Here is a 24,523-nt window from a genome sequence, read left to right as displayed (position 1 = left end):
AAGTCCAAAATTTTGCTTACTATTCCAAAGACTATCTTAACTCAAAAAAATTATATGTTAAAAAAACACTTATTATTATTTTTTTCTTCAACAAACGTCAATTTCTTTAAAAAAAATTAAAATTTTTAACATTAAAAACAGATTAAATATTCAATAATTTAAGTTAAAAAAAACATAATGCTTCTTAAATTTTACAGAAATATTAACGAATCTGGCACAGACGAGGCCGGTAGAGGCTGCTTAGCGGGACCTGTAACCGCCGCAGCAATAATACTGCCAGAATCTTTTGAAAATTCTATACTAACAGATTCCAAACTTTTGTCTGAATGCAAAAGAGAAATGCTTGAACCACTTTTAAAAGAGAAAAGCATCTGTTTTGGAATAGCACATATTCAACCTGAAACTATTGATAAAATCAATATTTTAAACGCCTCAATTTTAGCCATGCATCAAGCCATAGACGCCTTATCTAAAAAACCTGAGTACATAATCGTTGATGGTAATAGATTTAAAAGCTACAAGAACATACCGCACTCTTGTATTGTAAAAGGAGATTCCAAATATTTAAGTATTGCCGCAGCTTCCGTTTTGGCAAAAACTGCACGTGATGCCTATATGTTGAAAATACACGAAGAATATCCTATGTACAATTGGAAAAAAAATAAGGGGTACCCTACAAAAGAGCATAGAGCTGCCATTAAAAAATACGGAGCCACAAAATACCATAGAATGAGTTTTAAGCTTTTGCCAGACCATTAATTATTGTGTACAAAAAGTATAAATTTGCACAAACTATTCTCATGAGATTTACTTATTTATCTGTTATAATCCTTCTTTTAAGTATTTCGTGTACGTCTAAAAAGGAATCTAAAAATTCTATCTTAGATTTAATACCGGGCAATGCCGCTCTTATCCTTAGAATTAATGATTTTGAAACACTTAACAGTGAACTCTCTACCAACGAAATATATAGTTCCATTAAACTGGAAAAACCTTTTGTAGATATTAAGAAAATTTTATCCCCTTTACATTATTTTTCAAATAAAACCAATGGATTAATTACACTATCCGCCGATAGTACAAAAATAGACTTTACCTACATTACTACAGATTCCCTTAACCATATTAACTTTGATAGTATAACAAACAAAAGTATTGAAACACAAAGTTTTAAAGATTACAACATCACTAAATACATAATTGAAAAAGATACTTTTTACAGTACACTTGTAGAGGAACATGCGGTTCTGTGTTCTTCTAAACTTTTATTGGAAAACCTATTAAATTCTATTGATAGCAGCATTAAAAATGAATCTTTAGATAAATTCTACAATATATCGGACAATGAAAAAGTGGCTAATATTTGGATAAATCTCGAGAAAGGCGAACTTTTATTTAAGAAGTTACTTTTTAATAATCAAAATATTACAAATTTTACTAGTTGGATATCATTAGATCTAACTTTGAACGATTCCGAACTTCTACTAAACGGAATAGCAGCTTCCGACACGGACAGTACTCAGTTCCTAAACCTATTCAACGGCACTAAACCAATTGAAAACGATACATGGAATATTGTACCTCGCAATATAAATCAGGTTACCTCTTACGGATTAGATGATTTTAAAAAATATTCTCATAACAAACAACTACACGATGAATCAAAATCAGATTTAGATTCACTTCTTAATACAGTAGAAGAAATTGTAATTACCGAATACGAAGACGAATCTGTCCTATTTTTAAAAACATATGGCACCGCAACACTGCTTGATTATATCAATGAAGAAAAAATAGCTGCCGAAGAATTTAGTAGCAATGAAATTGGGGAACTAAAACCAAACATTAAAATTTTTGAACCTTTATCCCCTTTGATCGGAGAACAATCTTTTAAATACTCTAGCATAATAGAGAATACGTTTGTTTTTTCCCAAACACAGGGCACCTTAGAAACTGTGATTACCAAAATAAAAACGGGAGACACTTTTAACAAAACCACTTTATATAAAAACGCTGAGAACAAATTAACCTCCTCTTCCAGTATTTTATCCATTTCCAATTATGAAGGTTTTGTGGGCTACCTTAACAAATCAGTCTCTTCAGCTTTAGCCAACTCATTCAAGGAAAGTAAATTAAACGACTATTTATTTGGACAACAAATCATTGCCGATGCAAACTTTTTTCATATAAATTTCTTGATCAATAAGGTTACGAAGGTTGAGGAACAGAATTCAGTTACTTCTGCATTTGAAGTTCAATTTGATACCGATCTTTCTTCATTGCCCCAATTTGTAACCAACCATGGCTCTGGCAGAAAAGAGATTATAGTACAAGACCAAGAAAATAACCTTTACTTGATTTCCAGTAGCGGCAAAATTCTTTGGAAAAAACAACTTAATGGTAGTGTACAAGGTAAAATAGAGCAAATAGATCTTTTTAAAAACGGAAAGCTGCAATTTGCATTTACAACGAACAACGAGTTTTTAATTTTAGATAGAAACGGCAATGAAGTTGCACCGTTCACTAAAAATTATTCCGGAGGAAATTTAAATCCTTTAGCCGTGTTTGACTACGACGGACGCAAAAATTACAGGTTCGTAGTTACCCAAGGCAAAAAAGTTTTTATGTATAATAGCAAAGGTGAAATCGTTAAAGGTTTTACTTATGATACCGCCGAGGCAACTATTCTTGATGCCCCACAACACTTTAGAATCGGTAAAAAGGATTATTTGGTGTTCAAACTTGATAATGGTAAATTAAAGATTATCAACAGGGTTGGTAAAACACGTGTTAACGTGAAAGGCAATTATTCTTTTTCCGATAACAAAATAAGGCTTTATCAAAATAAGTTCACTTTCACCACACTTGACGGTATTTTATATCAAATTGATTCTCAAGGTAAAATATCCTCAAGCAACCTAAACCTTTCTAAAGACCACGGTATGGATGCAACTTCAAGAACTTTAGCAATCATGAACGATAATATTTTACAGATACGCAATAAAAAAATAGAGCTTGAATTAGGGGTATACTCAAAACCCTCCATTTTCTATTTAAACGATAAAATATATGTATCTGTTACCGACATTCAAAATCAGAAAATATATTTGTTCGATAGCCAGGCCAAGCCCATTCCTAACTTTCCAGTATTTGGTAATTCAGTAATTGATATGGCAGATATCAACTTAAACAAAAAGGTTGAGTTCGTATACCAAAATCAAAATAATAGCATTGAGGTTCTTAAAATACAATAACACGGAAGAAAGCTGAAACCATAATTAAATATGTACCAAGTATACATAAATTCTAAAAACAAAAGTTGTATTTATTATTTTTAAATAGTTTACAATCAGAATTTTAACTATACCAAAATGAAAATCAAACTATTTATCCCGTTATTGTTTCTGGCAGCAACAATCTCGCTTTACTCTCAAGATAATTGTAGTAAATTCTACCCCATGAACGAAGGTGTTTCTATGGAATACACTAATTACAATAAAAAAGGAAAAGTAGAGGGCGTAAGTTTATATAAGGTCGTAAAGGCGGTAAACAACGGAAACGCCACCAACGCCACCATGGCTATAGACCTAAAAGATAATAAAGGGAAGAACGCTTATAGTACAACGTACAATTTAACGTGTACCGGAAACATGGTAACCCTAGATTACGAATCTCTTCTACCTACTGAAATGATGGAACAGTATGGCGATATGGATATTGAAATATCGGGCAACGATATAGAAGTACCAAATGATCTTAGCGTTGGCCAAAAACTTAACGATGCCAATGTGGCCATGAAAATTAGCATGAGCGGTATAAATATGAATATGACCGTTGATATGACCAATAGAAATGTAGAGAAAAAAGAAAGTATCCGTACTCCCGCCGGCACTTATGACTGCTACGTACTATACAGTGAAAACCGTTCAAAAATGATGATGGCAAACCAAGTATACCCTTCTAGAGTGTGGCTTGCAGAAGGTGTGGGTATGGTTAAACAAGAAACTTATAAGAAAAATGGAGACCTTATGAGCAGTACCTTACTTACTTCACACAGCAAATAGACTTATGTCAAAATATAAAAAACCGAGGCTTACACCTCGGTTTTTTCATTTATCTCAGCCTCAAAAAGTATTTGAAAATGCTTTAATAATTTCCGCTTCACTTCTTCTATATTTACCTCTTTTTCACCTAACTCCACATTTAAAGAAGTAACAGCCTTACCTTTTATTCCGCACGGGATCATTAAATCAAAATAACCTAAATCAGCATTGACATTTAACGCAAAACCATGCATAGTTACCCAACGCGATGCTCTTACACCCATGGCGCAAATTTTGCGTGCAAACGGAGTACCAACATCTAACCACACACCTGTTTCACCAGGCGAGCGCTCCGCTTTCAATCCATACTCCTTTAAAGTCAAAATGACCATTTCTTCCAAAAAACGAAGGTATTTATGTATATCCGTAAAGAAGTTATCCAAATCTAAAATGGGGTAACCTACTATTTGCCCTGGACCATGATAGGTGATATCCCCTCCTCTATTAATTTTATAGAAAGTAGCTCCTTTATCCGCCAAAACTTTTTCATCTACCAAAAGATTGGAAATGTCTCCGCTTTTTCCCAAAGTATACACATGGGAATGTTCAACATAAAGAAAATGATTGGGAGTTGCTAAATTCAACTCTTCTCTCCTATTGCGTATTTTAAGATCAAGCGTCTCTTGAAATAGCTGTTTTTGATAATCCCAAGTTTCTTTATAATCCTTAAGACCTAAATCTTGTACTTGCACCTTCTTGTTCATCTTACAAAGATACGAAAAGCAAAATCCTATTTCTCTAACTCTACCTTAATCATAATAGATTCCGGATCTTTCAACATTTCCAAAAAGTTGACTTCATGGATCATCGTTTTTCCATCCATAGAAAAGGTAGCCTCTTCTATATTCGTAGATTTAACCCGTCTTGGAAAATGGTATTTAAACGTATACGTAGAACCGGACAAAAACATCTCTGCACTAGCCAAACTATCTATACTTTGTTCAAACAACTCTTGATTTAAGATAACCGCTTCTCGTTTAAAAATGTTCTTTTTAAAAGTATAATTTACGGTCGTTGTTTCTTCCACAGCACCGCTCGGCATTGTTTTTCCGCCAGCAATAGGACCAACCGAACTTGCATTTTGGAATGCGTTAAATGCATCATTTACATCAGATACTTTATTGAAATCGGTAAACATATTAAAATTCATAACCCCACCTTCAGGATCAACGATCATACGCAGACTAAAGGGTTCCAGCCTCTTCAACTTAGCTTGTTCTTGCGGTGACAACTGTGCTATACTATCTTTTTTTTCACGCAACAGGTCTTTAAAAACCAAAGTAGAATCTATAGCTTTATCCAGTTTAGTAGAATCTGTTTCGGGTATCATTTGCATCATTTCATCACCGTCAAAAAGAATGCTCATTTTACCTGACCCATCTTCATTAAAATAAATTTCTTCCGTAAAATTGCAGGCAGCAAAAAATACCGTTATTAAAACAACAGTTGTAATTTTAAAAAGTCTCATGTATTTTGGTTCTAGTTAGGATTATTCAAAATGACCAATGCAGCTATTACACCGGGCACCCAGCCGCAAAAAGTCAAAAGTAGAACAATTACAAAAGACCCACAACCTTTACCCAGAACTGCAAGGGGTGGAAAAAATATGGCCAGTAATACTCTAATTAAACTCATTTGATTATTATTTTGATTGATTGATGTACCTTATACGTCGCAATTGTTTCCGCTTTGTTACATGATGCACTAATTTTATTGACCAGAATACTACCAATGCGTAACACTGTACTTATCATTTTTACTCTATGTACCTGTTTTACAGGTTTGTCTCAATATAATTTTAAAGGACAGATTGCCGAAAAGAAAAGCGGAAAAACCATTTACTTATCTATTATTGAAGATTACCGAAAGTTTGGTAGAATATCAATGGAGCAAATCTTAAAAAAAACCGTTACAGATTCTTTAGGGAATTTCAACTTTATGGGAGATAATTTAAATAATGACAATAGAATTTATAGAATTCATTTAGATGACTGCACGGACACCTCTACCCACGTGGAACACTTTTTTGGGCAATGCGAGCATAGTAGAAGTATTCTATTCATTGCCAACAATAATGATTCCGTTACTTTTCCTACCTCTTTTGCTAACCAAGCGCTTTGCGAAATAACCTCAACTAACAGTAAGTCTACCGCATTCTTAGATATTGATGTTCTGAAAGAGCAAATGGCTTTTGACTTCAATGAATTTAGAAGCGAAGCGAATAAAAAGCTCAATTCCAAAAAATGGTTCAAGACTTTACAGGAATTTGGAAAAGACCTAAATGAACCCTTGGCCGAACTTTATATATTCGATTTCTTATCAGATAAGCGTAATAGAACATATACCTATTACTTAAAAGATATTGGCAGCAACAGTTATTACGATGAACTTGGCGAGAGATTAGCATCAAATTACCCAAATGCATCATTCACAGATTTATATTTAAGCGATATAGCCATAGATCAACAATTAGCCAATAGAAATTCACCTAGGGCTAATTTTTGGAAATGGTTGTTACCTACGCTGCTTATACTTTCTATTTTATTGAATATATATTTAATTCTAAGACAAAGAAAAAAATCACTCCACATACAAAACGAGTCTCTAGCTAAGCTGACCGAGCAAGAAAATAACATCGTTAATCAAATTTTAAAAAACAAAACCAACAAAGAAATTGCCGCCGCTATGTTCATTAGTGTTAGTACCGTAAAAACCCATATCAACAATATTTACAAGAAATTAGAAGTAACATCAAGGGACGAAATAAAACAACGTTACACATAACCTTTTCAATTTCCACCTAGGGACTAGTACCCATTTCCACCCCGTAAAATCAATATTCAACTAAGAATTTCAAGAATTTTCAGGTCAAATCCAAAAACTGAAAATCATGAAATTATCATTTCTACTGACCACCCTCTTTTTAAACTTTTTTTTGACTACTTTTTCACAGCACAAAAACCAAGAGGTGAATCTTGAAAACCAACAGCCCTTTTTATTAGGAGAAATTACTGTGGACGCGCTGTCACAGAACAGCTATAAATCCTGGTATGATCAGAATTTTGAAAAGTATGAAGTTGATCAAAACAAAATTGATGTGTTCAAAGAAAAACTGGCATCTCACCAAATTTTAGTTTTTATGGGAACATGGTGCGGTGACAGTAAGCGTGAAGTACCAAGATTTCTTAAAATTCTAAAATCTGCAAATTACCCAATAGAAAATCTAAAAATTGTTGCCCTAGATAAACGAAAAGAATCTTACAAGAAAAGTCCGCAAGGTGAGGAATGGGGCTTAAATATCCGTAGGGTGCCTACATTTATATTCTACAAAAATGGCAGGGAAGCGAATAGAATAATAGAAACACCTGTTATTACTTTGGAAGATGACCTTTTAAAAATTGTTTTGCAGCAAGAATATATTCCCAATTATGCATCGTCTTTACATTTCGATTGATATTTTTAATCAATGACATTTATACTTAATTGCGTATTTTATGTAACTTTTAAAAACCTTCTTTCTATTCATACGTTAAGTAATCATGAAAATATTTTACATGCTACAAAAATTGTCTTTAGTCTTTTTTCTATTCACTACGCTGCAGTCATGCAGCCAAACCGAAGATATTAGATCCGCACCTATTTCAGAAGATCTAAACAACCAAGAAACCATAAACTATTTGGCTCTTGGCGATAGTTATACCGTTGGAGAAAGCGTTGCGTTTGAAGACAGCTTCCCAAAACAATTGAGTTCCACTATTGAAGAAAATAAAAACTACAAGGTCAATACTACCGTAATTGCACAAACCGGCTGGAGAACCGATCAACTATTGGCATCAATAAGCGGTAGAGCATCTGCCGAGTATAATTTAGTCACGCTACTTATTGGTGTAAACAATCAATTTCAATCTAGACCATTTTCTCAATATGAAACAGAATTTGTAAGATTAATTGATAAAGCCATTAGTCTTGCGGGTAATGATTCTAACAAAGTAGTCGTGCTTTCAATTCCAGATTACTTTTATACGCCTTATGGCCAAAGTAACGGTGATGACCAAATCTCAAGGGAACTTGACAGGTATAATGATTTTGCCAAATCTACCTCAAAATCCAAAGGAGTTACGTTTCTAAATATTACCGATATTACCAGAAAAGGTGTAAACGAACCTGAATTGGTAGCAAATGATGGTTTACACCCTTCTACCCTTGCATATGAAAAATTTGTTGAAAGACTCTATCCTTTAGTGCGTTCTAGATTGAAAGATTAAGACATATCGATTATATTTGCCAGCTAAATAAACGACGGCATGCAATTATCGGAGCAAGAGCTTATCAGAAGAGAAAAATTGGAAAAACTAAGAGCATTGGGTATCAATCCTTATCCAGCTGCTTTATACCCTGTAAATGCTACATCGGCAAGCATTAAATCTAATTATGAGGAAGGTAAACAGGTTATTGTTGCCGGTAGACTCATGTCTCGTAGAATTCAAGGTAAAGCTTCTTTTGCCGAGCTACAAGATAGTTCCGGTCGTATTCAAGTTTATTTTAATAGAGACGAAATCTGTACAGGTGATGATAAGTCTTTATACAATGATGTCTATAAAAAATTATTGGATATTGGTGATATTATCGGTATTGAGGGTGACCTATTTACTACCCAAGTAGGCGAAAAAACCATTATGGTCAAGAAATTTACCATGTTGAGCAAATCGCTAAGACCTTTACCATTACCAAAAAAAGATGCAGAAGGCAAGGTCTATGATGAGTTCAATGACCCGGAATTACGCTACCGTCAACGTTATGTAGATTTAGTGGTGAACCCAAAGGTCAAAGAAACATTCATTAAAAGAACCAAGATCACCAATAGTATTCGTGAGTTCTATAACGACAAAGGTTATTTAGAGGTTGAAACACCAATTTTGCAACCAATACCAGGTGGTGCTACGGCACGCCCTTTCTTAACGCACCATAATGCGCTGAACATTCCTTTATATTTACGTATTGCCAATGAACTTTACCTAAAGAGATTGATCGTTGGCGGGTTCGATGGTGTTTATGAATTCTCAAAGGATTTTAGAAACGAAGGTATGGATCGTACCCATAATCCGGAATTTACGGTAATGGAACTGTATGTAGCCTACAAAGACTACAATTGGATGATGGATACCACTGAAAAATTATTGGAGAAAATTGCGATGGATGCCAATGGGACTACTAAGGTAACCGTAGGCAACCACGAAATTGAATTCAAAGCTCCGTACGCAAGAGTACCTATTTTAGAGGCTATAAAAATACACACAGGCATTGATGTTGCCGGTATGCCAGAAGAAGAACTACGTGAAACGGCTAAAAAATTAGGTCTAGAGGTCGACGAAACTATGGGTGTGGGCAAACTGATCGATGAGATTTTTGGTGAAAAATGTGAGCACCATTACGTGCAACCAACATTTATTACAGATTACCCAAAGGAAATGAGCCCGTTGACCAAAGAGCATAGAGACAACCCTGCTTTGACAGAACGTTTTGAGCTTATGGTAAATGGTAAAGAGTTGGCAAATGCTTATTCTGAGCTTAATGACCCAATTGACCAAAGAGAGCGTTTTGAAGATCAACTGAAGTTGTCCGAAAAAGGTGATGACGAAGCTATGTTCATTGACCAAGATTTCCTTAGGGCATTGGAATACGGTATGCCACCTACTTCTGGTATTGGTATAGGTATAGATCGTTTGGTTATGTTGATGACCAACAATGCATCTATACAAGAAGTATTATTCTTCCCGCAAATGAGACCAGAAAAGAAACCTCTTCAATTATCCGATAATGAAAAGGTTATTTTTGACATCCTTAAATCAGAAAAGAAAATGCAATTAGATGCGCTTAAAAACAAAGCAGATCTAAGCAACAAAGCATGGGACAAAGGCATTAAAGGGATTACAAAACAGCAACTGGCAAAAATCTATAAGGAAGACGATGTTCTTTTTGTTGAAATATTAAAATAGCCATTTACCGTAAGAATAAAAAATAGTAGTTTAGAAGCTGGCAAAACCAACCAGCATGAACTTAAGCAGTAAAATAGGTCTGTTTACAGGTCCTATACTATTTTTTATAATCATCTTTTTACCAAGTGTATTGATTTCAGATAGTGCGGACGCCGTCATTGCCGTTGCACTATGGATGGTTATATGGTGGGTAACAGAAGCGGTTTCAATTTCCGTAACCGCTCTATTACCCCTATTGCTCTTTCCAATTTTAAAAATTATGCCAGTTGGTGAAGTTGGAGCAAACTACGGTAGCCCCATAGTTTTTTTATTCTTTGGCGGCTTTGTAATGGCACTGGCGTTAGAGAAGGTAAATTTGCATAAAAGAATAGCACTCACTATCATTAAACTTACCGGTACCTCTGCCAATAAGGTGGTATTAGGTTTTATGATCGCCACTGCCGTACTGAGCATGTGGATCAGCAATACTGCAAGTACGGTAGTTATGTTACCGATCGCCATGTCGGTCATCAATCTATTGATCGAAGATGAAGACGGATTCACAACAAGAGATCGCAATTTTGCCTTAAGTGTAATGCTTGGCATTGCCTTTTCTGCCAATGCCGGTGGTATTGCAACGGTTATTGGTACCCCTCCAAATTCTGTCTTAATAGGTTTACTTGAAAACCAATATCAAATAGAAATATCATTTTTAAAATGGATGATTATAGGGCTACCCTTTTCCCTTATCATGATTTCCATTTGTTACTTTGTTCTCGTAAAAGTCTTTTTCCCTACTCAGGGGTTAAAATTTAAGGCTTCAAAAACCATTATTCATGAGGAACTGGATAAATTAGGTCCTACTTCTGGGAAGGAAAAAATGGTATTATCCATTTTTGGAGTCACAATATTTTTGTGGGTGTTCAGAACATTGATCAATTCCATTTTCCCCAATTTAGGTCTATCGGATACCCTTATAAGTATTTTTGCCGCTATAGCGTTATTTACACTGCCGTATAATCTAAAAAAAGGAGATTTTATTTTAGAATGGAAAGACACCCAAAAACTGGCTTGGGGAATTTTAATACTATTTGGCGGTGGTCTATCACTGGCAAATGGCATGTCCGTTTCGGGTATTGTAGATTTGGTTGCCCAAGTTATCGCAGAAAGCAACCTAAGTATATTGCTTACGGCTTCTTTATTGATCGTTCTAATGCTATTTATGACAGAATTAATGAGCAATGTTGCTCTTGTTGCAGTATTAGCTCCTGTTGTTGCGGGAATAGCCATAGGGCTGGGTCTGCCCATAACCTATCTACTTATTCCCATCACTATTGCAAGTAGCTGTGCTTTCATGCTACCAATGGCCACGCCACCAAATGCCATAGTTTTCGCTAGCGGATATATTAAGGTTCATGAAATGGCACGCGCGGGAATAATTCTTAATCTTATAGCGGTTCTCTTACTGATCCTCTTATTTCAATTTTTTCTGCCTCTTTTATTTTAATAGGAATTTATTATAAAAAATAAAGCCCTTGCATATTGCAAAGGCTTTATAATGGACTAATTCAGAATGAAAAAATGTTTATTCCTATTTAAAAGACGCCTATTGATCATGATTGTTACAAATAGGCTTAAGAAATTATTAACTATTTGTTACAGATATTATTTCAATCTTTGGAAGATTACCTAACTAACTCACAAATGAAAAGAAAATTACTTGTAAAATTATTACTATTACTGTGTGTTTTTGGCTACCAGAATGCTGACGCCCAAATTTTCAAAAAGAAAAAGAAAAACACGGAACAAGAAGCTAACAAGCCTTCTAAAGATAAAATTCAACCTTATAACAAGGTTATAACAAAAGATGCTAAAAGTGATTCAGGTCTATTTACTACCCACGTAGTAGACGAAAATCACTATTTTGAAATTCCAGATTCCCTGTTCAACAAAGAAATGCTGATGGTAAGTCGTATTTCCAAAACTGCATCGGGCATTGGTTTTGGTGGTGGAAAAATAAACACCCAAGTACTTCGCTGGGAAAAGAAAGATAAAAAAGTATTACTTCGTGTAGTATCCCATGATGTTGTTGCCGCAGATTCTTTACCGGTACATGAAGCCGTTGTAAATTCAAACTTTGAACCGGTTTTATTCTCCTTCGATATTAAAGCTATTCAGAAAGACTCGCTCAACCCTACAACCGTAATCGAAGTAAACGATATTTTCACGAAGGACACCAAAGCTTTTGGTATGCCAGATAGGTATCGCAAAAGATATAAAGTATCTCGTTTAGATGAAGGCAGAGGGTATATAGAATCTATTAAGAGTTACCCATTAAATGTTGAAGTACGCCATGTGAAAACGTATTTGGCGAGCAACCCACCAAGTAATTCTACCTTAGGTTCAATTTCTGTGGAAATCAATAACTCTATGGTACTACTTCCTGAAGAACCTATGAAACGCAGATATTTTGATGAGCGTGTAGGTTGGTTTGCACGTGGCCAAGTAGATTATGGTCTAGATGCTCAAGAGAGCAAAACGATCAAGTTTTTAGATAGATGGCGCTTAGAGGTTAAAGATGAGGATATAGAGAAATTCAAAAATGGCGAACTAGTTGAACCAAAAAAGCAAATTGTATACTATGTAGATAGGGCTACACCTAGAAAATGGGTACCTTTTATTAAGCAAGGTATTGAAGATTGGCAAACCGCTTTTGAAGCTGCAGGTTTTAAGAACGCCATTATTGCAAAAGAACCACCTACAGTTGAGGAAGATCCAGAATGGTCTCCTGAAGATGTGCGTTATTCAGTGGTACGTTATTTAGCATCACCTATACCAAATGCCAATGGTCCGCATGTTAGCGATCCCCGCAGTGGTGAAATATTAGAATCTGATATTAACTGGTACCATAATGTAATGACCTTATTGAGAAACTGGTACTTTGTACAAACAGCAGCTATCAATCCTGCTGCCAGAGGTGTATCTTTTGATGATGAAGTCATGGGTCGCTTAATTAGATTTGTATCATCACATGAAGTTGGCCACACGCTTGGGCTTCCACATAATATGGGCAGTAGTGTTGCATACCCTGTAGACTCCCTTCGTTCTAAAACGTTCACAAAAAAATATGGTACGGCACCATCAATAATGGATTATGCCCGTTTTAACTACATTGCGCAACCTGGTGATGAAGGTGTTGCCTTAATGCCAGATATTGGGGTATATGACAAATATGCCATTCAATGGGGATACAAACCAATTTTAAACACTACAGCCGAAGAGGAAAAAGCTATTTTGGACCAGTGGATCTTAAAACATGCAGGTGACCCTCTTTACCGTTTTGGCCATCAACAAGTAGGTGATATAGTTGACCCAAGTTCACAGACCGAAGATTTGGGAGATGATGCTATGAAAGCTAGTGAATACGGTATTGCCAATTTAAAAAGAATTGTTCCCAAACTTATAGAATGGACCGCAGAAGATGGTAAGAACTATGAAGACCTAGATAAACTTTATGGGCAAGTATTCGCTCAGTTCAATAGATATATGGGCCATGTTTCCAATAATATTGGGGGCGTATATGAGCACCACAAAACCTATGACCAAGATGGCGCCGTGTATACCGCCGTACCTAAAGAACGCCAGCAAAGAGCCATGGCTTTTCTTCAAGAACAGTTATTTAACACGCCAATGTGGATGTTAGACCAAGATATTTTGGAGCGTACCGAGTACTCTGGCTTTTTAGAACAAATGCGGGCTATGCAAGTACGTACATTAAATAATGTATTAAGCTTAGGCAAAATGGCAAGGTTGATAGAAAATGAAACAATGGATAAGTCTGAAGCTTATTCCCTTGCCCAAATGATGAGCGAATTAAGAAAAGGAATTTGGTCCGAAACAAGAAGTGGAAAAACGGTAGACACCTATAGAAGAAACTTACAAAAAGCCCATATTGACCGCTTAGCATATTTGTTGACTGCAGAAAATCAAGCCAAGGCTTCGGATTTTGGTGGCTACAGAAAATCAACAGTTGTCAACACCAGTCAATCTGATATTCGAACCATTGCGAGGGCCGAATTGAACATTTTAAAGCGCGATATTAGAAATGCACGTAACAGAACCTCTGACTTGATGACAAAATATCATTATGACGATGTTTCTGAGCGTATTAACGTCATTTTAGACCCTAAATAAAAAGTCGTTGAAATACACTTTTTGAACCAATATCGATGAACAACCAATATCATCGATGAATGAAATGTGATAACCACATTTTAAATATTCTAGACATCAAAAAAAGCCCATTACACAACAATGGGCTTTTTCATGCGTTATTCTTTTTTAGATTAGCAATGAATTTAAAACCCCCAAATCATGACCAACAAATTAAAAAGTCTTATTTACTTAGCTTGTTTTATCTGTGCATCTGTTGTTTATCATCAAAATATAAATGACAATACACAAGAAGAAATTGTAACGAACACTTATGATCAAGAAGCTGATATCGTTATCAACCCTTATAAAACTATGGAGGGCAGAACAACAAATTAAATTTTAAAAACATTTACCTACTTAAAAGCGCGGCTACCTACAGCCGCGCTTTTATATTTTTACCCTTTTAAAACGCCGTTAAACTTTTACTAAAATGAGGTAACCGTTTAAACCAATTAGAAAAATTCATGTCAAAGAAACAAATACATAAATTAATAAACATGAAAAAAATAGTAATGGCCATTTTAGTAATGGCAGGAATATCGGCAACTGCACAAGATCATAATATGAAAGGTAAAAGAGGCGACATGAAGGATTTAACTCCTGTACAAGTTGCCACTTTACAAACCAAAAAAATGACCTTGGCATTAGATTTGAACGAATCACAACAAGCAAAAATTAAAACCATACTTACCGAAGACGCTACGGCCAGGAAAGCAAAAATGGAAGAGCGAAAAGCCAATAAGGAAGATGGTAAAAAAGTTTTGACAGCAGATGAAAAATACGCTAAGCAAAATGAGCGATTAGACCATCAAATTGCACGAAAAGAGCAAATGAAATCTATTCTTAGTACTGATCAATATGAGAAATGGGTAAAGATGGACAGCAGAAAAAAAATGCGCGGCAAAAGAAAAGATCATGGAGACAAAAGAGCAAAATGTTCTTCTAAACAATAAACAATCAATTTAATATTCTAAAAAAAGACTTGCATTCAGCAGGTCTTTTTTACTTTTAAACGATACCATATGTATAGGACAATCGTACTAAAAAGCAGTATCAAGCACTCAAATGATTCATTCATGGATGAATTCGCATACTTAACCAATAAATTTTATTGTGGTACAGTAATTAAAGTACTTAGATAGTCCAAATTAGAGATCAATTTAATTTTAACCAACGGTCCCTATTTTGAATTTCAAGATACTAAGCCATGATAACAAAAAAAATAGGTTATTTATCATTACTTATAGCCTTTAGTCTTTTGACCGGTTGTCAACAAGAACTATATAAGTCTAACAACAAGTTTAACATTCCTGAAAAGAGTACAGAAGAACCTCTTGTCCAATTTTTAATAGAGCCTACCAATTACAGCGCCATTGTTGAAACCGAAAATTTAGCAAAGGCTCTTGACTATTCTAAAATTGCACACAAAACTTTGTGGATAAACCAATTTAACGAGAAACTTAATATTGCACCAACTACAAGAGTGGTGACCGTACATGAAACTGCAGGCCTAAGTACTATTGCAATAGATAGTCTTTTAAAGTTTGTTTCCAAAGGTGGTACGCTATTAGTTACCAAAGCTGCTGAAGATGAACGCATGTCCTATTTTTATGGAATGACACCCGATGCAGATTGGAGTACCAATAAAGAGGCCTCCGGTCTTTTTTTTAACAAGCCTCTTTTTCCAGGAATGCAAGGGTGCGGTTTTGATAATAAAACGGTTCATCTTGGATTTGACAGTTCTAACTTTTCTAGCAACATAAATGTCTTGGTAGCTGCAAATGACGATAAAGACTATCCGGTATTAATTGAGAATAAAATAGGTAACGGAAAGGTAATTCTTTACAACTCATCTCAAATTCTTAAGAAGGAAATGAGAGGTCTTTTATTTTCCGCCAGTCTATTGGGACTAGAAGGTATTCCCTATCCTATTGCAAATATTGGAACACTATTTCTTGATGATTTTCCCTCCGCAATGTATGATGATAACGGAAAAGCTATCAACATACAAAATGGCATAAGCAAATCTGAGATGTTAAAAGCTGATTGGTGGCCAAAAATGAAAGCACTTGCCCAAGAGGAAGATATCAAGTACTCGGCCTATGTAACTTTCAACGCAAATGAAAAAAATACAGGAGACGCTAATTTTAAAAGCTGGGACCAAACCACCTTATTAGAAGGTAAAAATGAAAATGGCACTAGTAAGTGGCTTACCAACGAATTTACCAATAGAGGCCACGAGCTTGGTTTTCGCGGTTATAACGACCTACCACTTTCTAAAAAATTATGGAAAGATACCGACCTTATTTTGGACAACACAAAAGCATCTAGAGAAAAATGGGAAGATCATATTTCTAAAAACCTACCTAGCTCATACGTTGCGCCAGACAATCAAATAGATAGTTTGGGGCTTATAGCGCTAAAAAAAGGATTTCCTAGCCTAAACTTTCTACACACATCATTTTTAGGTGACGTATATGAAGGCGGTAACAGAGAATTTGATCCAGACCCATTGAACAATAGATTTTTTGACTACCCTCGTTTAAGTAGTGGTTACACCATATCCCAGAAAGAACTATGGGCAATAGAATCTACCTATCTATACACGGGTATTTGGTCACATGCAGTGAATACTGGTGACATACTTAATATAGGCAGTACAACGAATGCGATCGGTGAACTAAAAAAACATATTGTAGATTACAAAAAAAGACACCCGTACATGAAATTTTTGACTGCTAAACAGTCAACAGAGGCAGCAATGGCCTGGCGCTATCAAAGTATTAGACACCTAAGTTATGAAGGACGCTATGAAGTCTCCAGCTCTTTGAATTCTGATGAGAAAAAAGAATCTTATTGGTTAATGTACGTTGAGGAGCGTAACAATGTAAAGGTGCATGAAGCTCTTTCATTTGATGAAGCAGAATTTTCTTCGATACCATTTCTTAACGGTTTTCTATACAGTATTCAAACTAAGTCTCCAAATTTAAGCGTACCCGATATTAGACCGGAAATTAGAACGCTAATAGGTACTACTTCATCATTGATTACAAATACAAATAGCGATTACAAATCCTATAATAAGAGTAAGCAAACCTTGGTGCCGTTGAAACAAAAAATAGATAGATTGATTGTTGAGGAAAAAACAGCGGAGGCCACAAACCTTATGGAGAAATTATTCAAGAACAATAAATTTATTAATTCGCAACAGATAATAAGCTATGCAGAGGGAATGGAAGAACAAGGAAAGACCGACGAACTTTGGTCTCAATTAAACGATCTTTATCTAAAGAACCCTTCTAGTTCTTACGCTGATTTTTCTAGAGACATTAGTACGGTAAGTAATTACCCTTCATCTGAAGTTAAAAAAATGTGGATGGAAAGGCAAATGGAATGGGGTCAAAACAACGCAGCCATTCTAAAAGATTATTATGAAAATTTCAACACTGAAGACAACACGGAAATCATAGAACAAGTATTAGAGGTATTATATAATATAGAACCAACTGTAGAAAATAAATTGAACTATTATGAATTTTTAGTAAAATCTAATGACGAAGACTTAATAAAAAAGCTAGATGACATAGAGCCTTGTAGTATTTCCAACAAAGATTTAGCTACGTCTATAAGCCAAATATATGCAGATAAACTTAATTTTGAAAGAGCAGAGCAGTGGCAAAAATGTGGTAATATCTCTCCAGAAATCGTTAAAGAATGGAAAGAAAAAACCAGAACTATAGAAAGCAAAAAGTTTACGGATTTCGAGTATTATATACGCTATCTACTGGTAAACGACCAAGACAAGGCAGTTGAAGAATTAAGGGATATTGAAATATGTAGACCTGACCTCATAAGATTATCTAAAAACATCGCATTTTTGTTCGCAGACTACACCCAATACCAAAAAGCTTTAGATTGGAGCACCTGTACAAATACGGTACCCGTAGCAAAATTGTTAGACTGGAATTTGGAATTTGCCAATGGCAGGTATTTAACCAAAGTATACGCAAAACATATTGACAATAACCCTAGAGATTATAATACCATGAACCACATGGTAAAGCTACTTTTATTAAAGGGCGATGTAAATGGTGCCGGCGAAATTGCTATGAAAATACCACCGTCTAAAATTGACCCCGACTTTAAAATTGCATTCAACAATGAAGTAAAATCAACATCTGAAGAAAAACAAGCTTTGTATGTAAGCAAATTTAAATCGTTAATGGACGACGCAATTGTAAATAAATCTGAAATTGAATCACGAAAAAAGAAAGGACATTCTATTGGGCTTACCTCTTCGGCTGTAGCAGATGAATTTAAACCAACCTTATTGAACAACTCATTTCACTTTGGTTTTTATAATAAAATGTTAGATTTTCACCGATTCTCCATTGTGCAAGGTACCGCATATTCTGTCTTAAAAGATACTATTGTACCTAATGATATTGGCAGAGATTTATTAGGCATTGAATATGTTTACAAAAAAGATTCTAATCAAAAAAGACCGTTTTACATAGGAGCTAGAATTGAGATGGACAACTTCAATAAAGTTTTCTTCCATTTTAATGCTGGTATAGATTTTAAAGGCGAAAACAATACATCTTCTTTAGCAGCAAAGCTGCACCCCGTTACTACAGGACCTGGTTATGATCTAGGTATTTATGACATACAAGTGAAAGCAACACAAGAATTTGATTATTCATCCAACCTAAATCATGAGTTTTATATTACTGCAGATTATTATACCGACAGTCAATATTACGCTATTGGTGGTACACGTGTAGAATATAATCTTCTGAACTTGGATAAATTTAAACTTGGACCTTTGGTGGAAGGCGCATACGGTGTAGGTACTGAAGATAGAAGAAACGGTTTCCCTTATTGGTTGACAAAAGATAGACTTTTTGCCGGTGGTGGACTACAATTTAAACTTGGTAATGATGATTCTGATTTTAACTTGAAGAGTGATTTTTCTCTTTTTGCCGAGCAAGATGAAGACAGCTTTCAGCGTTATGAAGGTGAATTGTCATACAGAATTAAAAACTTCACCACTATAAATTTAAACTACTCCTACTTTACAATTGATAAGTTTTTCTCAAATGCTGTTCAACTAGGTATTCAGTATAATTTTAAATAATTTTATAACTAACTCAAACAAAAAGAGCCCTCATGTGAGGGCTCTTTTTATATATTACATTTAATATACGTACCCTATAAATCTATTTCTTTCAACGCATTTATAGTTGCATCTAAATCTTCATAGCTTAATGCATCGTTTAAGAAGTAACTTTCAAAAGCACTTGGCGGTAAATAAACACCTCTTTCCAACATACCATGAAAATACTTCTTGAACGTTTCATTGTTACCTTTTGCAGAAGAAGCAAAATCAACAACGGGCTCATCTGTAAAATGTACCGATATCATACTACCGTAACGGTTAATTTGATGTGCTATCTTTTTCCCGGTCAACACTTCGGCTATGCCTTTATGTAAATATTCCGCTTTTTTGGCAAGGCTCTCAAATACTTCTGGATTATTGTTCAATTCGGTCAACATGGCCAAACCTGCACTCATAGCCAACGGGTTTCCACTTAAAGTTCCTGCTTGATAAACAGGGCCATCAGGGGCAAGAAAATCCATAATTTCCGTTCTTGCAGCAAAGGCACCTACCGGTAAACCGCCACCGATAACTTTGCCGTAAGTAACTATATCGGCTTTAATGTTCAATACTTCCTGGGCTCCGCCTTTCGCCAAACGAAATCCGGTCATTACCTCATCAAAAATCAATAGAATACCTTCTTGCGTACATAGCTCACGAAGACCCTTCATAAATGCCTCGGTAGGTACAATACAACCCATATTACCGGCAATTGGCTCAATAATAATGGCTGCCAACTCACCTTTATTGGCTTGCACCAATTCTTTCACCCCGGCCAAATCATTATAATCCGCCAACAACGTATCTTTTGCCGTTCCTTGAGTTACACCCGGACTATTAGGACTGCCAAAAGTAACGGCACCACTACCTGCTTGAATTAAAAACGAATCTGAATGACCATGGTAGCATCCTGCAAATTTTATGATTTTATCTTTACCCGTAAATCCTCTTGCCAAACGTACGGCACTCATACAAGCTTCTGTTCCACTGTTCACGAACCTGATCTTATCCATGTTGGGCACCATAGAAATAGCCAATTTCGCCAGCTCTGTCTCAATTTCCGTAGGCATACCAAACGAAGTCCCGTTCTGTGCTTTTTCAACCACTGCATTGATTACCGGTTCATGGGCATGACCCAATATTAAAGGACCCCAAGATGCTATATAATCAATTAGCTTATTACCATCCTCGTCATACAGATATGCTCCTTTGGCTTTTTTCACAAAAATTGGATCTCCACCAACTGCCTTAAATGCTCTTACAGGTGAATTTACGCCACCAGGTATATATTTTTTCGCCTCTGTAAACAGGGCGCTACTTCTTTGGTAAATCATTCTCTTTCAGGATTTATTTGTTATTTAACCTTAATTGGTTGCCCAATAGATAAGTCTGAACTTCGTAAATTATTTAACTTCATTAGTTCATCTACACTCATATAGTACTTTCTTGACAATGAATACAGGGTATCTCCTTTTTGTACCGTATGTATATTGCTTGCACCGCTAGTGGCTACAGTTGTAGTTTGGTAATCTACTTTTTTGCTTGGTTTGTCATACTTATGCAAGTCATACTTTTCTATTAAATAAATCAGTTTTTGCGGGTATTTAGGGTCTGTAGCGTAGCCTGCTTTTCTTAAGCCTCTGGCCCAACCCTTATAATCTGTAGGCCTTAAATTAAATAGAAATGCATATCTAGAGCGTGTAGTCAAGAAAATACTATGGTCCCTAAATGAGTACATAGGATGGTTATATTTTCTAAAACACTCCCCTTTTGCATCATCATCATGAAAGTCGTAGTCACCTTCCCAGCCCTTATGGCATTTTATACCAAAATGATTGTTGGTTTTCATGGCCAACTCACCTTTTCCGTTACCACTTTCCAAAAGTCCTTGTGCCAAGGTTATACTAGCCGGTATACCGTACCCCAACATTTCTAACTTAGCTGTCTCTGCAAATGTATTTATATACTCTGCCGGAGATGATATGTTAAAACGAACAAATTTAGATGGCTCTGCAGGTAGATTTGCATTTTCTTCCTTCTTAGAAATATCCGCTGTTGATTTTCTACGTTCGTTAAGTACGTTTTTGGTACGTAATTGGTCTGAGTATCTTTTCTTGGATTTACAAGATGACACCCCTATTCCAATTAACAAAACCAACAAAATTATCTTTTTCATATATTCAACAAAGGTAAATTTTTCTTTTTCAGTACACTATTCATGCCAGCAATACCTTGTAAACCACCGGTATGTATTGCTATAATTTTGGTTCCTACCGCAAAAGTATCATGCTTAATCATATCGAACAACCCAAAAATCATTTTTCCCGTATAAATAGGGTCAAGAGAAATTGAAGTAATGTCTTTAAATAGATTAATGAATTCAATTAACTCTTTTGATGTTTTTGCATAGCCGCCAAAATGATATTTTGTTACCAATTGCCAACGTTCATTATCTACCAATTGTTCAATCTCATTCCTTAAAAAATCACCTTTTAAAGTTGAAAAACCAAATACTTTTTGATGTACGAAAGACGACTTAATCAACCCGGCCACCGTACCTCCCGTACCCACACTGCTGCATACAACATCAAATTCCTTATCTTCTTTGGTAATAATTTCTTCGCACCCTTTTATTGCCAAACTATTTGTACCGCCCTCTGGTACTAAATAAAAATTTCCATATTCTTTTCGTAAGGCTTCAATAAATTCTGCGGATTCCTTTTCACGATAATCACTTCTACTTATAAACCTAAACCGCATACCATCATCATAAGCCTTCTTTAACGTATTATTCGTTTGCCAAGAATTTTCAAGTTCCTCGCCACGTATTACACCTATTGCTTTAAACCCCTTTTCTTTTGCCGCGTAGGCAGTAGCGGCTATATGGTTAGAATATGCACCGCCAAAGGTTAGTATGGTATGCTGATTTTCTGCCTTGGCAGCCAATAAATTATATTTGAGTTTTCTGTATTTGTTACCAGAAATAAACGGATGCAACAAATCTTCACGTTTAAGAACAAGGGTAACTTGCTTTTCGACCAATAAGGGATGTTCAATAAGCTGATTGATACTTTGCAACTAGGACGAATTTATCGCCAAAGATATTTAATAAAGCTAAATATTTTTCGATTAGATAGATAATCCATATCATTTTCATGAATATAGGCTTCACGCTCAAAACTTAGATTTTGATAAGCCTTGTAGGTATCCAAATAACAAATGGCACGAATTGTCCATTCTGTGAGATATAAAATATAAAAAGGAAGAATCAATAGTTCTCGTTGCTGGCGCAGATGAATTTTCTCATGATTTATGAGTACATCATCATTTTTTAAACTTCCATTTTTTAAAAATATGAAAGGCCATAGCGAAAGACCCACATAATTTTTATAGAAGAAATGTCTAAAAACCAATATCATAGATATATTTTGATACTATCATTACAAATATAACGCCAAAAACACACTGTAAGAAAATTACCGGTTTTTGTTGCCAACAAAACCGATTAATGGTCAAAACAGGGCTAAACGGCTTCATTGGCTATCTTCCGGAAGTCATGTCATTAGGTTATCAACAGAAAGAAGTAACTTTATACCATCTAATGACTTTGCAAAATGAAAGAAATAATACCTATAGAAGAAGGTGACTTTTACTGGTCTGAAAACGGATTTAGAGTTTTTACTGAACAGTTTCATCTAAAACGTGGGTATTGCTGTGAAAGTGGCTGTAGACACTGCCCATATGGATATGATCCAAAAACCAATACTCAATAAAATTTAACATAGCACGGCATGATATTTGTGAATGTTTATTACAGAAAAAATTAGTACTTAAAATATATAACATTATGAAAAACATTAAACTACTTGGCTTGCCGCTACTTCTTTTAGTTTTTATTACTTCCTGTTCATCTGTAAGCGTACTTTCAGATTATGACCAGAAAGCTGATTTCAATGGTTATAAAACATATGCATTTTATAAAACCGGAATAGACAAAGCTCAAATATCAGACTTGGACAAAAAACGAATTTTACGCGCCATTGAAACTGAAATGAGCTCAAGAGGTTTCGTAAAATCTGAAAAGCCAGATTTATTGGTCAGTATCTTTACCAAAGAGCAAGAACGCGTTGATGTTTATAGTAACAACTACGGTTGGGGCGGTGCCTGGGGATGGGGTTACAACCCATGGGCTTGGGGACCTGGTTTTGGCTGGGGCGGTACTAGCGTAAGTGCCAGCACACAGGGTTCTCTTTATATTGACCTTATAGATAATAATACAAACGAACTGGTATGGCAGGGTAAAGGTGTGGGAACACTATCCAATACCAAGAATATTGCAAAAAAAGAAGAACGTATTAGAGAATTTGTATCTCAAATTTTAGAGCAATACCCACCTAATGCGGTTGCAATGAAATAATAAACACATATTTTAAAATTAGGGCTTGCAGATGATTTCATCTGCGAGCCTTTTTTATTTATAATAATGGAAAATGCGTATCGTTCTTTACCTCATTTAAAACAAAAGCGCTCTTAACACCACCAATACTTGGTAAAGAAGCTATCTTAAATTTTGCGAAATTATAATAAGCATCAAGGTTGGCCACTACCACTTTAAGGAGAAAATCAAACTCGCCACCCACTACAAAGCATTCTACCACTTCAGGATACTTTTTTACCTGTTCAAAAAAATCATCCATCATTGCGCCTTTTTGAGCCTCTAAAGATACAAAGCTAAAAACCGTTATGCTATCCTCAATTTTGTCCTTATCCAAAATGGCTACATAGTTCATTATAAACCCATCTTGCTCAAGACGTTTAATACGTTCATATACTGGTGTTTTTGTCATTCCAAGTTGCTCTGCAATTGCCTTGGCACCAATTTTTGCATCTTTCTGCAAAATCTTTAATATCTCCCTATCTATAAAATCTAATTTTTCCATCAAAATATTTTCCTGATTAACGGTCTCTTGAGAACACTATAAAGTAATAATTACTTTTAAATTATCTATTTAAAGTCTTATTTCCTAATTAAATCAAATTTAACATTTAATTAGTCCTATAATCCTATATTT

Annotated in this window: 22 protein-coding genes; 14 read left to right on the top strand and 8 right to left on the bottom strand. The window is 35.3% G+C overall.

What is annotated here, in order from left to right:
• Positions 1–177 precede the first annotated feature (177 nt).
• From PXC01_RS05100 to PXC01_RS05090, 3 genes are all read left to right on the top strand, one after another.
• Complete coding sequence (locus PXC01_RS05100) at positions 178–759, top strand: ribonuclease HII (RefSeq protein WP_276471236.1); 582 nt, start codon at positions 178–180, stop codon at positions 757–759.
• Positions 760–800: 41 nt separating this feature from the next.
• Positions 801–3,254: a ribonuclease HII gene (locus PXC01_RS05095; protein ID WP_276471235.1), complete on the top strand. Its 2,454-nt coding sequence runs from the start codon at positions 801–803 to the stop codon at positions 3,252–3,254.
• Between the two features lie 117 nt (positions 3,255–3,371).
• Entirely contained in the window at positions 3,372–4,064 is a 693-nt protein-coding gene (locus PXC01_RS05090; RefSeq protein WP_276471234.1) for a TapB family protein, read from the top strand.
• Between the two features lie 29 nt (positions 4,065–4,093).
• On the opposite strand, the gene lipB is transcribed toward PXC01_RS05090, so the two are convergent.
• From lipB to PXC01_RS05075, 3 genes are read right to left on the bottom strand one after another with little or no spacing between them, the layout of a single operon-like run.
• Positions 4,094–4,807: a lipoyl(octanoyl) transferase LipB gene (gene lipB / locus PXC01_RS05085; RefSeq protein WP_276471233.1), complete on the bottom strand. Its 714-nt coding sequence runs from the start codon at positions 4,805–4,807 to the stop codon at positions 4,094–4,096.
• Positions 4,808–4,833: 26 nt separating this feature from the next.
• The gene (locus PXC01_RS05080; RefSeq protein WP_276471232.1) at positions 4,834–5,571 is read right to left on the bottom strand and encodes a hypothetical protein; all 738 of its coding nucleotides are present in this window, start codon (positions 5,569–5,571) and stop codon (positions 4,834–4,836) included.
• A gap of 11 nt (positions 5,572–5,582) precedes the next feature.
• On the bottom strand, positions 5,583–5,738 hold the full coding sequence (locus tag PXC01_RS05075) for a YqaE/Pmp3 family membrane protein (protein ID WP_073240341.1): 156 nt from the start codon (positions 5,736–5,738) through the stop codon (positions 5,583–5,585).
• A 96-nt stretch (positions 5,739–5,834) separates the two neighbouring features.
• Here PXC01_RS05075 and PXC01_RS05070 point away from each other — a divergent pair, with 96 nt between their 5' ends.
• From PXC01_RS05070 to PXC01_RS05030, 9 genes are all read left to right on the top strand, one after another.
• Entirely contained in the window at positions 5,835–6,887 is a 1,053-nt protein-coding gene (locus PXC01_RS05070; RefSeq protein WP_276471231.1) for a helix-turn-helix domain-containing protein, read from the top strand.
• 106 nt (positions 6,888–6,993) lie between these two features.
• The gene (locus PXC01_RS05065) at positions 6,994–7,557 is read left to right on the top strand and encodes a thioredoxin family protein (protein ID WP_276471230.1); all 564 of its coding nucleotides are present in this window, start codon (positions 6,994–6,996) and stop codon (positions 7,555–7,557) included.
• 100 nt (positions 7,558–7,657) lie between these two features.
• Entirely contained in the window at positions 7,658–8,368 is a 711-nt protein-coding gene (locus tag PXC01_RS05060; RefSeq protein WP_276471229.1) for an SGNH/GDSL hydrolase family protein, read from the top strand.
• A 39-nt stretch (positions 8,369–8,407) separates the two neighbouring features.
• Positions 8,408–10,099, top strand: a complete 1,692-nt coding sequence (gene lysS, locus PXC01_RS05055; protein ID WP_276471228.1) for a lysine--tRNA ligase — start codon at positions 8,408–8,410, stop codon at positions 10,097–10,099.
• Positions 10,100–10,154: 55 nt separating this feature from the next.
• Positions 10,155–11,585 carry an SLC13 family permease gene (locus PXC01_RS05050; RefSeq protein WP_215997239.1) on the top strand — a complete coding sequence of 477 codons (1,431 nt, stop codon included), beginning with the start codon at positions 10,155–10,157 and terminating at the stop codon, positions 11,583–11,585.
• Positions 11,586–11,782: 197 nt separating this feature from the next.
• Entirely contained in the window at positions 11,783–14,272 is a 2,490-nt protein-coding gene (locus PXC01_RS05045) for a zinc-dependent metalloprotease (protein ID WP_276471227.1), read from the top strand.
• 180 nt (positions 14,273–14,452) lie between these two features.
• Positions 14,453–14,629 carry a hypothetical protein gene (locus PXC01_RS05040; protein WP_276471226.1) on the top strand — a complete coding sequence of 59 codons (177 nt, stop codon included), beginning with the start codon at positions 14,453–14,455 and terminating at the stop codon, positions 14,627–14,629.
• A gap of 161 nt (positions 14,630–14,790) precedes the next feature.
• A complete protein-coding gene (locus tag PXC01_RS05035; protein ID WP_276471225.1) occupies positions 14,791–15,246 on the top strand; it encodes a hypothetical protein in 456 nt (151 codons plus the stop codon).
• A gap of 254 nt (positions 15,247–15,500) precedes the next feature.
• Positions 15,501–19,430 carry a DUF2194 domain-containing protein gene (locus tag PXC01_RS05030; RefSeq protein ID WP_276471224.1) on the top strand — a complete coding sequence of 1,310 codons (3,930 nt, stop codon included), beginning with the start codon at positions 15,501–15,503 and terminating at the stop codon, positions 19,428–19,430.
• Positions 19,431–19,504: 74 nt separating this feature from the next.
• On the opposite strand, the gene hemL is transcribed toward PXC01_RS05030, so the two are convergent.
• From hemL to PXC01_RS05010, 4 genes are read right to left on the bottom strand one after another with little or no spacing between them, the layout of a single operon-like run.
• Positions 19,505–20,785 (bottom strand): glutamate-1-semialdehyde 2,1-aminomutase, encoded by a 1,281-nt coding sequence (hemL, locus tag PXC01_RS05025; RefSeq protein WP_276471223.1) that lies wholly within the window; start codon positions 20,783–20,785, stop codon positions 19,505–19,507.
• Between the two features lie 20 nt (positions 20,786–20,805).
• Positions 20,806–21,627, bottom strand: a complete 822-nt coding sequence (locus tag PXC01_RS05020; RefSeq protein WP_276471222.1) for a glucosaminidase domain-containing protein — start codon at positions 21,625–21,627, stop codon at positions 20,806–20,808.
• On the bottom strand, positions 21,624–22,529 hold the full coding sequence (locus PXC01_RS05015; protein WP_276471221.1) for a 1-aminocyclopropane-1-carboxylate deaminase/D-cysteine desulfhydrase: 906 nt from the start codon (positions 22,527–22,529) through the stop codon (positions 21,624–21,626). Before PXC01_RS05015 ends, PXC01_RS05020 begins: the two co-directional genes overlap by 4 nt.
• An 11-nt stretch (positions 22,530–22,540) precedes the next feature.
• Positions 22,541–22,870 carry a hypothetical protein gene (locus PXC01_RS05010; protein ID WP_276471220.1) on the bottom strand — a complete coding sequence of 110 codons (330 nt, stop codon included), beginning with the start codon at positions 22,868–22,870 and terminating at the stop codon, positions 22,541–22,543.
• 195 nt (positions 22,871–23,065) lie between these two features.
• Here PXC01_RS05010 and PXC01_RS05005 point away from each other — a divergent pair, with 195 nt between their 5' ends.
• The gene (locus PXC01_RS05005; RefSeq protein WP_276471219.1) at positions 23,066–23,224 is read left to right on the top strand and encodes a C1orf53 family protein; all 159 of its coding nucleotides are present in this window, start codon (positions 23,066–23,068) and stop codon (positions 23,222–23,224) included.
• Between the two features lie 74 nt (positions 23,225–23,298).
• Entirely contained in the window at positions 23,299–23,868 is a 570-nt protein-coding gene (locus PXC01_RS05000; RefSeq protein WP_276471218.1) for a DUF4136 domain-containing protein, read from the top strand.
• 58 nt (positions 23,869–23,926) lie between these two features.
• On the opposite strand, the gene PXC01_RS04995 is transcribed toward PXC01_RS05000, so the two are convergent.
• Complete coding sequence (locus tag PXC01_RS04995; RefSeq protein WP_276471217.1) at positions 23,927–24,391, bottom strand: Lrp/AsnC family transcriptional regulator; 465 nt, start codon at positions 24,389–24,391, stop codon at positions 23,927–23,929.
• Positions 24,392–24,523 lie beyond the last annotated feature (132 nt).

The sequence above is a fragment of the Maribacter huludaoensis genome, assembly GCF_029350945.1.
GTDB lineage: Bacteria > Bacteroidota > Bacteroidia > Flavobacteriales > Flavobacteriaceae > Maribacter > Maribacter huludaoensis.
This window is presented reverse-complemented; position numbering and strand designations above follow the sequence as displayed.